The 12,329-nt window shown below is 65.3% G+C and carries 14 protein-coding genes; 1 reads left to right on the top strand and 13 read right to left on the bottom strand.

Going from position 1 to position 12,329, the window contains the following annotated elements; genetic code table 11:
- Positions 1 to 65: 65 nt before the first annotated feature.
- The 13 genes from C1924_RS08565 to ndk form a co-directional block, all read right to left on the bottom strand.
- Positions 66 to 800, bottom strand: a complete 735-nt coding sequence (locus C1924_RS08565) for an Imm52 family immunity protein (RefSeq protein WP_108764905.1) — start codon at positions 798 to 800, stop codon at positions 66 to 68.
- On the bottom strand, positions 797 to 1,492 hold the full coding sequence (locus tag C1924_RS08560) for a Tox-REase-5 domain-containing protein (protein ID WP_108764904.1): 696 nt from the start codon (positions 1,490 to 1,492) through the stop codon (positions 797 to 799). The genes C1924_RS08565 and C1924_RS08560 overlap by 4 nt, the downstream gene beginning before the upstream one ends.
- The gene (locus C1924_RS08555; RefSeq protein ID WP_108764903.1) at positions 1,492 to 1,851 is read right to left on the bottom strand and encodes a hypothetical protein; all 360 of its coding nucleotides are present in this window, start codon (positions 1,849 to 1,851) and stop codon (positions 1,492 to 1,494) included. The genes C1924_RS08560 and C1924_RS08555 overlap by 1 nt, the downstream gene beginning before the upstream one ends.
- Positions 1,851 to 2,312 carry a DUF4123 domain-containing protein gene (locus tag C1924_RS08550; protein WP_108764902.1) on the bottom strand — a complete coding sequence of 154 codons (462 nt, stop codon included), beginning with the start codon at positions 2,310 to 2,312 and terminating at the stop codon, positions 1,851 to 1,853. The genes C1924_RS08555 and C1924_RS08550 overlap by 1 nt, the downstream gene beginning before the upstream one ends.
- Before the next feature lie 2 nt (positions 2,313 to 2,314).
- Positions 2,315 to 2,713: a PAAR domain-containing protein gene (locus C1924_RS08545; protein ID WP_301554016.1), complete on the bottom strand. Its 399-nt coding sequence runs from the start codon at positions 2,711 to 2,713 to the stop codon at positions 2,315 to 2,317.
- A gap of 526 nt (positions 2,714 to 3,239) precedes the next feature.
- Positions 3,240 to 4,376: a molybdopterin-synthase adenylyltransferase MoeB gene (gene moeB, locus C1924_RS08540; protein WP_108764900.1), complete on the bottom strand. Its 1,137-nt coding sequence runs from the start codon at positions 4,374 to 4,376 to the stop codon at positions 3,240 to 3,242.
- Between the two features lie 257 nt (positions 4,377 to 4,633).
- The gene (der, locus tag C1924_RS08535; RefSeq protein ID WP_008264979.1) at positions 4,634 to 6,031 is read right to left on the bottom strand and encodes a ribosome biogenesis GTPase Der; all 1,398 of its coding nucleotides are present in this window, start codon (positions 6,029 to 6,031) and stop codon (positions 4,634 to 4,636) included.
- A gap of 15 nt (positions 6,032 to 6,046) precedes the next feature.
- A complete protein-coding gene (gene bamB, locus C1924_RS08530; RefSeq protein ID WP_108764899.1) occupies positions 6,047 to 7,255 on the bottom strand; it encodes an outer membrane protein assembly factor BamB in 1,209 nt (402 codons plus the stop codon).
- Positions 7,255 to 7,893 carry a tetratricopeptide repeat protein gene (locus tag C1924_RS08525; RefSeq protein WP_108764898.1) on the bottom strand — a complete coding sequence of 213 codons (639 nt, stop codon included), beginning with the start codon at positions 7,891 to 7,893 and terminating at the stop codon, positions 7,255 to 7,257. The genes bamB and C1924_RS08525 overlap by 1 nt, the downstream gene beginning before the upstream one ends.
- A 64-nt stretch (positions 7,894 to 7,957) precedes the next feature.
- Positions 7,958 to 8,821, bottom strand: coding sequence for a RodZ domain-containing protein (locus C1924_RS08520; RefSeq protein WP_108764897.1), 864 nt, complete (start codon positions 8,819 to 8,821; stop codon positions 7,958 to 7,960).
- A 19-nt stretch (positions 8,822 to 8,840) separates the two neighbouring features.
- Positions 8,841 to 9,644 (bottom strand): type IV pilus biogenesis/stability protein PilW, encoded by an 804-nt coding sequence (locus C1924_RS08515; RefSeq protein ID WP_108764896.1) that lies wholly within the window; start codon positions 9,642 to 9,644, stop codon positions 8,841 to 8,843.
- Complete coding sequence (gene rlmN, locus C1924_RS08510) at positions 9,631 to 10,836, bottom strand: 23S rRNA (adenine(2503)-C(2))-methyltransferase RlmN (protein WP_079221620.1); 1,206 nt, start codon at positions 10,834 to 10,836, stop codon at positions 9,631 to 9,633. The genes C1924_RS08515 and rlmN overlap by 14 nt, the downstream gene beginning before the upstream one ends.
- 10 nt (positions 10,837 to 10,846) lie before the next feature.
- Entirely contained in the window at positions 10,847 to 11,272 is a 426-nt protein-coding gene (ndk, locus tag C1924_RS08505; protein WP_008265389.1) for a nucleoside-diphosphate kinase, read from the bottom strand.
- A gap of 363 nt (positions 11,273 to 11,635) precedes the next feature.
- On the opposite strand from ndk, the gene C1924_RS08500 reads away from it, so the two are divergent.
- Positions 11,636 to 12,289 (top strand): TetR family transcriptional regulator, encoded by a 654-nt coding sequence (locus tag C1924_RS08500; protein ID WP_108764895.1) that lies wholly within the window; start codon positions 11,636 to 11,638, stop codon positions 12,287 to 12,289.
- Positions 12,290 to 12,329 lie beyond the last annotated feature (40 nt).

Raw genomic sequence — 12,329 nt, 5'->3', positions numbered from 1 at the left:
CGTCCACGCAGGGCGTGGATTGATCGGGGCTCGCCATGCCCGGCGCTGATGCCACTGCCACATGTTCAGCCCAAACTTGGATCGATGACGGGTAGCAACTCCAGGTCTGCGAGCGCCATTTCCACCTGGTTGGTCTGCTTCACGGCTGCGGCGTTTCCCAGGTCCAAGATCTGCGTGGAGAGGATGAGGGAGCCTTTGCCCTTCGCCTCCACGCGCGCAGCCTCCGGTACGTCTTCAAGCGTCAGCGGCCGATTGACGTAGCCCATCCATCCAAGGAACTCGCGATGCGGGAAGACGGCTCGATCCACGCTGTAAAGCAACAGCTGCCCGTCAATGAGCTGCTGGACGTTGGTTTGGACAAACGTCACGCGCTCGTCACCAGCAAGTGCGTTCAACAGTGCCCACGCCACACGGGCGGGCTGCGCGTAGACCTTTTCCACACGATGCAGCTGAAGGCGCCACTGCCCTTGATCGGGGAAATAGGTCAGCGCCACTGCACCGCGCTGCTTCCAGTCTTTGTCGTTGCCGGCGTTAGTCAGCAATGCGCCGCTGCTGCCAGACGACGACTGGTTGGGAAACTCTTCAGCCAACGCTTGCTCGTCTGCTAGCAGCCGCGCAAGAAAGGCCTGGCGATCCGCCAGTGGTACGTAAGCGTCTTTCGGCCCACGGGGGTTAGCCCACCACTGCGCAAACAGCGGGTCTACCTGGGACAATCGCGCCGTGACCCCTTTCAAGTCGTGCCAGACCTGTTCGGCAGTCCGGGGGGAGGAAGGCAGGCGGCATGCAAACGTGAGGTTCATGGAAAACGGCCAACGATGTAGGGGGTGAAGTGGGCAACAGTTGCGGGGATGCCAGCTTGGACTGCCACTCCATAAGCCACATTGTCCATGAAGTGCCACTCCAGTTTGCCCTGAGGCTTGGCTACTGAAACCACACCGGCTTGTTTGGTGTAGGTTTTGAACCAACCGGCCACCACTACAGGCGTGAACGGCTTTGCCGGCATCCCGTCTTCGTCAAAGAACGAACCGAAGTTCGCTTTGGTCTCCACCACCGTGCAGCGGCCGCGCCAGAACCCGTCAAACGCAATGCCTCCGAACAGCCATTCCAAGGTGACATATTTCCCACCGGTGCCGAAGAAATCTTTTACCGCCGATAGGTCGATGTTGACGATGGTGTTGCTATTGTCCCCGTAGCGCACGTAGCCGAACCGTTCTGGTGCCGCGAACATGTTGACAACCTGCAACTGGTAGTCGTAGTTGATTCGGTTTGTTTTCGCGATGTAGCGTGGCGTGGCCCCCTGCCCCACCATGCCATCGCCCAGCTTGCATTGGTTGCACTCGCTGGCTTGCGGCGTCTGCGAGCAATCGGCTTCGCGTGTATTCGTGTTGGGCAGATCTTTTGTCGCGCGTCGGGCAGCCTCTGCCGCGGCGGCGGCGGCTGCCGCACGTTCCGCCAGTTTTCCCAGCCCCCACCGTATCGGAATGGCTGCCATCAGTTGCCTCCCTTTGGCCAACGGCCCGTGGCGGCCAGCGCACTTAAGATATCTGCGGCTTTGAGGTTGGGGTTTTGGGCGTGGCGCATGGTCAGATCGATGTCCGCATTGCGGTGGAGCTCTCCCCCACTTCCCACGTCGGTTTTGGTCCACTGCACCAGCAGGGGCACGGAGGTGATGCCCAATTCATAGCTTGCGTATAAATAGCTGCGCTCGGTCGCTTCACGCAGCCGCTGCTCGCTTAAGCCTTGCACCCGCTCTGGCATGTCGCGTCGAATCTCTGCGGCCAGTTTGGGAACGAAGGCCAGCGGTTCGGGCAGGCGCAGCAAAGCTTCCTGGCGTTTGTCCAGCTCCAACATCACCGGAACTCCTCAATCATTGCGGGCTCCAATGCCCATGGCTGGCCGTTGATTTGCAGCGCCCACCGCGTCACCGGGCCCATCAACGCCCGCCGCTGCTCCAGCCGCAGCACGCTCTGGATACGCCAGAACACCCGGCCGTCCCAGAACCTGAACAGTGCAAGGCCCCCATCGGACAAGCGGATGTCCAAACACGTTTCCAGGTGCTCAAACAACGATTCAAACCCCACATCAGCGGTCAGCCAAGCCACGGCCCCCATTTCCATGTCCAAGGTTTGGAGCCACGCCTGGAGTCCCGAGTTGCCGTCCAACGCGACCAGCCACGGCCCGGCGTGGGCATGGTTGCGCTCTGGTTGCCGCGCGAACAAGGAACGCACCGTACTGGGGCAGCCCTGCGTATGCCACATCAACACCTGCTTGGCATCGGACCGCACGGCTGTGTCAATCAAGGCATAGTGCATCGTCAAAGCCCCAGAAATGCCGCGCCTGATTGGGCGGCGGCCAACAGACACTCCTCGCACACCGGCTCTCTGTCGGCGAGCGCCTGGAGGGGCGCAGCCACGATCGGCGAGATTGCCGGAGACGAGCCGGCTGCTTTGGGTGCTCGGCCCCCGCCTGTGTCTACGAACACATGGGACTGCTTCCCGGCAATCAGCGTGCAGGCACACGATAACCGATCCCCGTGACGCGCCACCGCGCGGCCTTCGAATACCAGAGTGTCGTCGCCGCTCATGATGGTGGCCACGCAATTGTGCTTGGAACAAGTGGCTTTGTCGCCCACTCGGGCAATAGCTTTGCCATCAATGTCGGTATCCGGTGACCCGGAGACCACTCTACCGCCCCCGGTGGTGGCATCACCCACCACAATCAACGTCCTTGCCACCGCGCAACCCTTCCTGGATCGGTGAAGGCCCGGGCTTAGCAAGGCCTCGGCTTAGGTGCATCCTTACGCCGCTTTTCTGTGTTCATGATAGGACCTCCGTTTTTCACCAAACATAGTGTGCAAGGGCCTGTTCAGGCTTCAACGACACGATCAGTTTGTGGCGGCCTGCCTCCTGAATTACCGGCAGCGACTCATCGGTCATGGCTGCAAAGCTTCAGAGGTCCGGCTCGTGGCCGCCTGGGTCGGACCAGTGGAACACCAGGCGCGCCACGAGCAAAAGGTTGCCATCGTCTGGCGTGGACTGGATGAACTCACTCTTCCCGTTCTCCCGCCCACGGTCTAGTAGAACTTCTTGACGACCATCAACCCACGGGCTCGCACGAACTACTGCTTCCCACACCCTTCGAGTCTGTCTCGCCGCGCGTTGCGGGTAATCGACTGCACCTACCCCAAGCGCACGATCAGTAGACCCACGCCATGCGTGAATGGGCAGCCCCAACCGGGATCACCCACCCCGACAAAACGCGGCGTAATCGATGTACCCCGGGAACGGCACACCCGGCGCACACACCGGGCAGGCCGGATCAGGCCCGATGCCGGTTTCGCGGAAGCGCATGCCCAGCGCATCGAAGCGCAGCAGCCGCCCCACCAGCGGCTCACCGATGCCCAGCAGCAGCTTCAGCACTTCGGTGGCCTGCAACACCCCGGCCAGGCCGGGCAGCACGCCCAGCACGCCGGCCTCGGCACAGTTCGGCGCGAACTCGGGCGGTGGCGGTTCGGGGAACAGGCAGCGGTAACAGGGCGCCACGCCACGCTGGCGGCCGGCGTCAAACACGCTTACCTGCCCGTCGAAGCGCTCGATGGCGGCATAGACCAGCGGCGTGGCGTGCTTGATGCAGGCATCGTTGAGCAGGTAGCGCAGCGGGAAGTTGTCCGAGCCATCCAGCACCACGTCCACGCCTTCCAGCAGGCGATCGACATTCTCCGAGGTCACTCGTTCGGGCACGGCCTCGATCTTGATGGAGGGGTTCAACGCCAGCAGCCGTTCGCGGGCCGAATCGACCTTCAACTGGCCGACGCTGGCTTCGGTATGCACGATCTGCCGGTGAAGGTTGCTGCGCTCCACCCGGTCATGGTCGGCAACACGCAGGTGCCCTACCCCGGCGGCAGCCAGATAGAACCCGGCCGGTGCGCCGAGGCCACCCGCGCCCAGCACCAGCACACGCGACTGCTGCAGGCGGCGCTGGCCAGCCTCGCCCACCTGCGGCAGCAGCAGGTGGCGCGAATAGCGATCAAAGAAATCGCGGTCGGCGGCAGCGAGCATCGGCTGCACCAGCGGCAGCGCCTGCTCGCGCCAGGCCACGGTGCCACCGGCCACCGAGGCGACGTTGGCATACCCGGCCAGCCGCAGTGCCTGCGCGGCATCGGCGGAGCGTTTGCCGCTCTGGCAGATCAGCAATGTTTCTTGGCCCTGTGCCGGCAGATGCGCGGCCGGGTCGGCCAGCAGATCGCCCTGGGCCACGCCCCGCGCGCCCTCGGCCATGCCACCGGCACGCTCGTGCGCCTGGCGCACATCGATCAGAACCGCACCGTGGGCCACACGGTCCCGCGCCTGCTGCGGGGAAAGCTCGGGAATGCTCATGGGCCCATTGTAGGGCGCACCCGCCGGGCATTGCCCGGCGCGGTAACGGCGCGCGGCGACAACGCGCGCGCGGTAGAGTCGACCGTTGGTCGACTGCAATTCGCGTAATGCCAGAATGCCGCGCTGCGCGCGGTAGTCGACTGACAGTCGACTCTACCCCGCCGGTCCATCCAGTCGGTTCCACCCCGTCGGTTCCACCCCGCCAGCCCGTCGCGGCACGCAAACGAAAAGGCGGCCCTGCGGCCGCCTTTCGTGGATTACTTGCCCTTGACGTGCTTCATCAAGCGCCGCTTGGCCTTGACCTGCCGCTCGGTGAGGACGTTCTTCTTGCCCTCGTACGGGTTGGTACCTTCGCGGAAGATGAAGCTCACCGGGGTGCCGATCAGCTTGAAGCGCTTGCGGAAGAAGTTTTCCAGGTAGCGCTTGTACGATTCCTGCAGTTCCTTCAGACGCGTGCCGTGCACGATGAAGGTCGGCGGGTTGGCGCCGGCCGGGTGCACGTAACGCAGCTTGGATACGTGGCCGCGAATGGTCGGCGGCGGGTTGGTCTCGTACGCCACTTCCAGCGCCTTGTTCACTTCGCTGGTGGTGAAGGTCTTGTTCGCCGATTCGTGCGCGCGGTGCACCGCACGGAACAGCTCGCGCAGGCCCGAACCATGCTTGGCGGAAATACGCACCGACTCGGCCCACGGCACGAAGCCCAGCTTCAGCGACAGCAGGGTTTCGGCCTGCTCGCGCTGGTACTCGGTCAGGCCATCCCACTTGTTGATGGCGATGACCAGCGCACGGCCGGCATCCAGTACCGCGCCCAGCACGGTGGCGTCCTGGTCGGTCACGCCTTCGGTGGCGTCCAGCATCAGCACGGCCACCTGGCACTGCTCGATGGATTGCATGGTCTTGACCACCGAGAACTTCTCGACGACTTCGTCCACGCGCGAGCGGCGGCGCAGGCCGGCGGTGTCGATGAGGCGGTATTCGCGGCCGTCACGTTCCAGGTCCACGGCGATGGAATCGCGGGTGGTGCCCGGCACGTCCGAGGCGATCATGCGCTCTTCGCCGAGGATGCGGTTGACCAGCGTCGACTTGCCCACGTTGGGGCGGCCGACGAAGGCGATGCGGATGCGGTTCGGATCGTTGTCCAGTTCTTCGCCACTGCCTTCTTCCGGCAGGCGCTGGATCACTTCGTCCAGCAGGTCGTCCAGACCCTGGCGATGGGCGGCCGACACGGTCAGCATTTCGCCGAAACCGTAACGGGCGAACTCCGAGCGGACGCTGTCCTCGTCGGTGCCGTCGATCTTGTTGATCAGCAGCAGCGTCGGGCGCGACAGCTTGCGCAGCCAGGCCAGGATCTCGTCGTCCATGGCCGAGGTGCCTTCGCGGGCATCGACAACGAACAGGATCAGATCGGCTTCGGCCGCTGCGGCGCGGGCCTGGCGCGTGGTGGCGCCTGCCAGGCCTTCTTCTTCCTCGGCAATACCGCCGGTGTCCACGACGAGGAAGTGATTGTCCTCGTCCAGACGGCAGACACCGTAGTTGCGGTCGCGGGTGACGCCGGGCTGGTCATGGACCAGGGCGTCACGCGTGCGGGTCAAAGCATTGAAGATGGTCGACTTGCCGACATTCGGCCGTCCAACCAGGGCGACCAAAGGCAGCATCGCGATTACTCCGTATTAATTTGCCAACCGGAATGCGGTCAGCTTGCCATCAACATTCTGCACCAGCAGCACCCCGTCGACGACGACTGGCTGGGCAAGCAGGGCGTCACCGCCGCTCTTGGCCCGCGCCGCCATCGCGCCGTCGGAGGCCTGCAGCCAATGCAGGTATCCCTTGTAGTCACCAACCACCACGTAATCACCCTGCAGCGCAGGGCCGGTCAGCGAACGACGCGCCAGGCCCGACTGCGACCACATGGCGGTGCCGCTGGCCTTGTCCAGGCCGAACACGCCGCCCTTGGGGTCGGTCACGAACACATTGCCCGAAGACACCGCCACGCCACCGGCACCGCCGTGGTCACGCGCCCACAGCGGGCGACCGGTCGGGCCTTCGATGGCCATGGTCTGGTTCTTGAAGCTGCTCACGTACAGCGTGTTGCCTTCCAGCACCGGGGCGCCGTCGACGTCGGCCATGCGTTCCAGCTCGGTACGGCCTTCCGGGCTGCCCACGGTCTGGTCCCACAGGGTGCGGCCGTCCTGCATGGCCAGGGCGGCGACAGCGCCGTCATCCTTGCCGATGAACAGCACGCCCGGACCGGTGACCACCGGCGCGTTGCCACGCACGGTCAGCGCCGGCAGCTCGCTGGGGTTGAACCACTTCTGGGTGCCGTTGGAGGCTTCAAACGCGGTGACGCGGCCATCATTGCTGCGCACGAACACCAGGCCCTGGGCAACGGCCGGGGCCGCGATCACTTCGCCCGGCACGCGGGCGCGCCACTTCTCGCTGCCATCGTTGATGTCCAGCGCGATGACCTGGCCATCGAGAGTGCCGATGACCACCAGGTTCTCGCCGACACCCGGGCCGCCGGACAGGCGCAGCTTGGCCTTCTTCTTTTCCTTCTGCGGTTCCCAGGTCCAGACCTTCTTGCCGGTCTGCAGGTCGATGGCGTGCACGCCACCGGTGATGGCCGCAGCGAACACGTGGCCGTTGGCCACGGCCGGGCCCTGGCGCACGCCGATGCGGCGCTCGCCCTTGCCCAGGTTGACCGACCAGGCCTTGTTGACCTTCACGGTCGGCTCGAACTTGACCAGTTCAGCCGGCTCCTGTGCCTTCTTGGCGGCGGCATCCTTACCGGCGAACCAGCCCTTCATGGTGCTGCAGCCGGTCAGTGCCATGCCCAGCAGCAGGACGGAGGCGACGCGCGTAATCATGACCTTCTGACTCATCAAACCGACTCCGCAGGGGCGGCGACGGTGCCGCCAGCGTCCATAACCTTGGTTTCCAGCACACGCCGCTGCGGTGCTGCCACATCCAGCGTCTTAAGCGCCTTCTCGTACTGTTCCCGGGCCGCATCACGCTTGCCCTGCGCCAGCAGCGCATCGCCCTGGATTTCCAGGCTGCTGCTGTCGGTGGCGCTGGCGAGCAGCTTGATCGCCTCCTCGCTCTTGCCGGTTGCCACCAGCAGGCGGGCCACGCGCTGGTCGACCACGCGCTGCAGGTCACCTTCGACCTTCACGCCGCGGAGGGTGGCCAGGGCGTCTTCATTCTTGCCGGCATCGACCTGGGCCTTGGCCAGCTGCAGGGCCGCCAGGTCGCCATAGACGCTGGACGGGCCAGCCTCCAGCGCCTTGACCGCCTTGGCCGCGTCGTCCAGCTTGTTGTCCTGCAGGCCAACCAGCGCCTTCTGGTACTCGACATTGGCCGAGGCCAGCTTGCCGCCCTGGTTGGTCTGGTACCACTGCCAACCGGCAATGGCGCCGATGGCGATCGCTACGCCACCGAGGATGCTGGCGCCATTCTTCCGCAGCCAGCTGCGGACACGTTCACTTTGTTCGTGCTCGTCGAGCAGATCGTCGATCGCCATGCGTACTCTCGCCCCGCCCATAGGGAGGGACCATTGGGATTATCGAAGGTGGTGAAACCGCGTCTCAGTGTGAAACCGGGACAACGGAGCCTTCAGAGGATACCTGAAAGCGGGCCACGTTGGCTCGCTGGTAGGGCGTCAGATCGACGATAGCGCCGTTCTGCTGAACCTGGACCTCCGAGGCATTGCCCAGGGTCACGCGGCTGACCTGGCCCGGGGTGAAGCTGCGGGTCTGGCCGGCCTTGATGAGCGCCTTTTCGACCGAGCCGCCATCCGGGCCGGCAATATCGACCCAGCTGTCGCCGTTGAACTGCATCTCCAGCGTGGCGCTGGCCGGAGCAGCCGGGGCCGGGCGCGGCACCGGGGCCAGCGAGGCCACGTACGGGGTGGCAGCCGGCTTGGCGGCAGCTGCCGCCGGTTCGGCACGCGCCGCCGGTTCGCTGCCCATCGTGGACGGGGCCACCGGCACCGCCGCGGGGATGGCGTCCAGCGACGCCGTGTTGGGCGTGGCCGGGGTGTTGTCGAAGTGGCCGCGGGTGGCGAACCACACCGGCACCGCCAGCACCGCCGTGATGCCGACATACAGCATGCGCCGGCCGAGATTCTCGGCGATGCGGCGGGCACGCGGGGTATGGGTATGGCTGACCAGGGTGGGCGGAACCACCGCACCGACCTGGGCCTGTTCCAGCAGCTGGCTGATATCCACGTTCAGCAGGCGCGCATAGCTGCGCAGCTGGCCGCGGACGAATACCGGGGCGCCGAGCTTCTGCCACTGTTCTTCTTCGAGCGACTTGACCACCTGGACCGGCATGCGCAGGCGCTGGCCGACGGTTTCAAGGGTCAGTCCGGCCGCCTCGCGGGCCTGGCGCAGGCGAGCGCCGCAGCCGGCCGCAGTATCGAGAGCGCTCACAGTCTGGTCATCAATCACAATGCATCAACCCTGGAGATTAGGAGCCCGCGTCCTGCGGAAATTCCTGTCGAATCCGCTGCAAATAACGATCGGATGCCGCCTGATCGCCCAGTCGCGCCTCGATTTCAGAGGCAAGTTGTAACACGGAACGCGTGGCCGGTGCAGCCGCAATCCTACGTTCGGCGAAGGCGCGCGCCTCGAAAAACCGGCCACGGCGGACGTTGAGCTGGGCCATCGCTTCGAGGGCAACCGGGTTGGCCGGCACCATCACCAGCGCGGCACGCAGGTCGCGCTCGGCGCGCTCCACCTGGCCGGCATCCAGCGCGCAGCTGCCGGCATTGGCCAGGGTGCCGCCCTGGGTGCCATTGCCCGGCGCCTGCAGCGCCCGGTCGAACCACACCAGCGATTCGGCGGCCTGCCCGTGCTGGCACAGCCAGGCGCCGTAATTGTTGAGCACGTCAGCCCGCTGCGGCGCCAGCTCGGCCGCGCGGCGGAAGCCCGTACCGGCCTGCTGCGTGCGGCCCCGACGGTCGTCGATACCGGCCATCAGCATGATGCCGTCCACGCCCTTGGGCTGCAGCTTCATGGCCTGGCGCACCTTGCGCTCGGCCTCGTCCAGGTTGCCCGTCTGCATGTCACGGGCGGCCAGCGCGAGCTGGTCCTGGTAGCGGAACTCTTCGCGTACACCCGGCGCATCGCGTACATGGCGTTCCGGGGCGATATCACCACCGCGGGTGTATTCCTCGGGAAGCTGGGACTTGACCGTCTTGCTGCAGCCACTGGCCGAAACGGCCAGCACCCCTGCAATCAGGACTGGCCAGAGACGGTCACGCGGCCGCATCGCTCCCCTTCCCTGCCTGCAACGTTTTGTTGAACTCGGCCTGGCGGCGGGTGCGGTCCATCACCTGGCCCTTGAGCTGGCCACAGGCCGCATCGATGTCATCGCCACGGGTGCGGCGGACCATCGTCAACACATTGCTGTCGAGCAGGATCTTCTGGAAGGCACGGATGTGCGCTTCTTCCGAACGCTCGTAGCGGGTGCCCGGGAACGGGTTGAACGGAATCAGGTTGACCTTGCCCGAATCCTTGGCCTGCACCGCGTTGTCGAACTGGCGCATCAGGCGGGCCAGCTCACGGGCATGCTCGGGCTTGTCGTTGATGCCCTTCATCAGGGTGTACTCGAAGGTGACCGACTCGCGGCGCTTGTTGGCGCGCAGGTAACGGGCACACGAGGCCATCAGTTCGGCGATCGGGTACTTCTTGTTCAGCGGGACCAGGGTCTCGCGCAGCGCATCGTTCGGCGCGTGCAGCGACACCGCCAGCGACACGTCGCTTTCGGTGGACAGGCGGTCGATCTGCGGCACCAGGCCGGAGGTCGACAGGGTCACGCGCTTGTTGGCCAGGCCGTAGCCCAGGTCGTCGCGCATCACGCTCATGGCGCGCACGACGTTGTCGAAATTCATCAGCGGCTCGCCCATGCCCATCATCACCACGTTGGTGAGGCGGCGCATCTGGTGCGGCACGTTGCCCAGGTGGCGTGCGGCAACCCACACCTGGCCGATGATCTCGGCGGTGGTCAGGTTGCGGTTGAAGCCCTGGGTGGCGGTGGAGCAGAACGTGCAGTTCAGGCCGCAACCGACCTGCGAGGACACGCACAGCGTGCCGCGGGTCTTGTCGGGGATGTACACGGTCTCGATGGCGTTCTTGCCATCCACGCCCATCGCCAGCAGCCACTTGTGGGTGCCGTCGGCGGAGGGCTTGTCGAACACGATGTTCGGAACCAGCACCTCGGCATGGGCCTGCAGCTTGGCGCGCAGGACCTTGCCGAGGTCGGTCATTTCATCGAAATCGGTGACGTAGCGATGGTGGATCCACTTCATCACCTGGTGGGCACGGAACTTCTTTTCGCCAAGAACCTCGACGAAAAACTTCTCCAGGCCCGCGCGATCGAGGTCGAGCAGGTTCTGCTTGCCAGCCGTGGGTGCCGACTTGGGCAGCGGCTGGATGGCGGGGGACTGTACGACCTCGTTCACGGCATTACTCTCAGCGCGAGACGACTTCGGTGGCGGCGAAGAAGTAGGCGATTTCAATCGCGGCATTCTCGACCGAGTCCGAGCCGTGGGCGGCATTGGCATCGATGGATTCGGCGAAGTCGGCGCGGATGGTGCCCGCAGCGGCTTCCTTCGGGTTGGTGGCGCCCAGCAGGTCGCGGTGGGCCAGGACGGCGTTCTCGCCTTCCAGGGCCTGGATCATCACCGGGCCGGAGATCATGAACTCGACCAGCGCGTTGAAGAACGGACGCTCGCGGTGCACGGCGTAGAAGCCTTCGGCTTCACGACGCGACAGCTGCTTGTACTTGGCGGCCACGACCTTCAGGCCGGCCTTTTCGAAGCGGGCGTAGATTTCGCCGATGACGTTCTTGGCAACGGCGTCCGGCTTGATGATCGAAAGGGTGCGCTCCAGCGCCATGGGATGTCTCCAATGGAATCGGGCCGCTGATGGCCCGAAGGGTAACATGAAAAAAACCCGCGTCGGGACGCGGGCTTAGCCTGATAAACGTAGGCGAATTGTAAGAGATCCCGCGTCGGGATGGTAGTGCCGGCCGCTGGCCGGCAGGCAAGGAACCCGGACCGCCGGGGTCAGATCCCCGCGGGGGCTTTGACCCCATGATCCGCCCGCCCGGCGAGGGGTCGGAGCCCCTGCGGGGATCCGACCCCGGTGCACGGGTGAATGCCCCGTAACCGCTCCGCCGGTTTTGCTGCACTGCAAAATGCCATACGCCCCCGTCTGGTCCTAGTATCAAACAATCGTTTGATTAAGGTCCGCCACCCCATGGCCAAGCCCGCCCACTTCTCGACCAAGGACCGGATCCTCGGCGCCGCCGAGGAGCTGTTCGCCCTGCATGGCTTCGCCGGCACCTCGCTGCGCCAGGTCACCAGCCAGGCCGACGTCAACATCGCGGCGGTCAACTACCACTTCGGCTCCAAGGAAAACCTGGTCAACGAGGTCTTCCGCCGCCGCATGGACGAGATGACCCGCGTGCGCCTGGCCCAGCTGGAACGCGCCCGCAGCGAGCACCACGGGCAGCTGCGCCCGGTGCTGGCCGCCTTCGTCGAACCCGCCTTGGCCATGGCCCAGGACCGGCAGAGTGGCGGTGCCTTCGTGCGGGTGATCGCCCGTGCCTACGCCGAGAAGAACGACAACCTGCGCAAGTTCCTGTCCGACCACTACGGCCACGTGCTGCGCGCGTTCGGCAAGGCCATCGCCGAATGCGTGCCCGGCCTGAGCAAGGAAGAGCTGTACTGGCGGCTGGATTTCCTGGCCGGTTCGCTGACCTACGCGATGGCCGATTTCGGCCTGATCAAGCGACCCGCAGGTGTCACCGAAGCAGCGCATCGTGCCCATGCCGCCCATGAACTGATCCATTTCGCCGAAGCCGGGTTCCGCGCCGCCGCACGCGACAGCGCCCTGCCCGCTTCCCCGTGATTCCACCGGGTGTGACCCACCCCGTAACTGCTGACCAACA

This window comes from Stenotrophomonas sp. ESTM1D_MKCIP4_1 (assembly GCF_003086895.1).
GTDB lineage: Bacteria > Pseudomonadota > Gammaproteobacteria > Xanthomonadales > Xanthomonadaceae > Stenotrophomonas.
The sequence above is the reverse complement of the archived record's forward strand: the minus strand, read 5'-3'. Positions and strand labels throughout refer to the sequence as shown.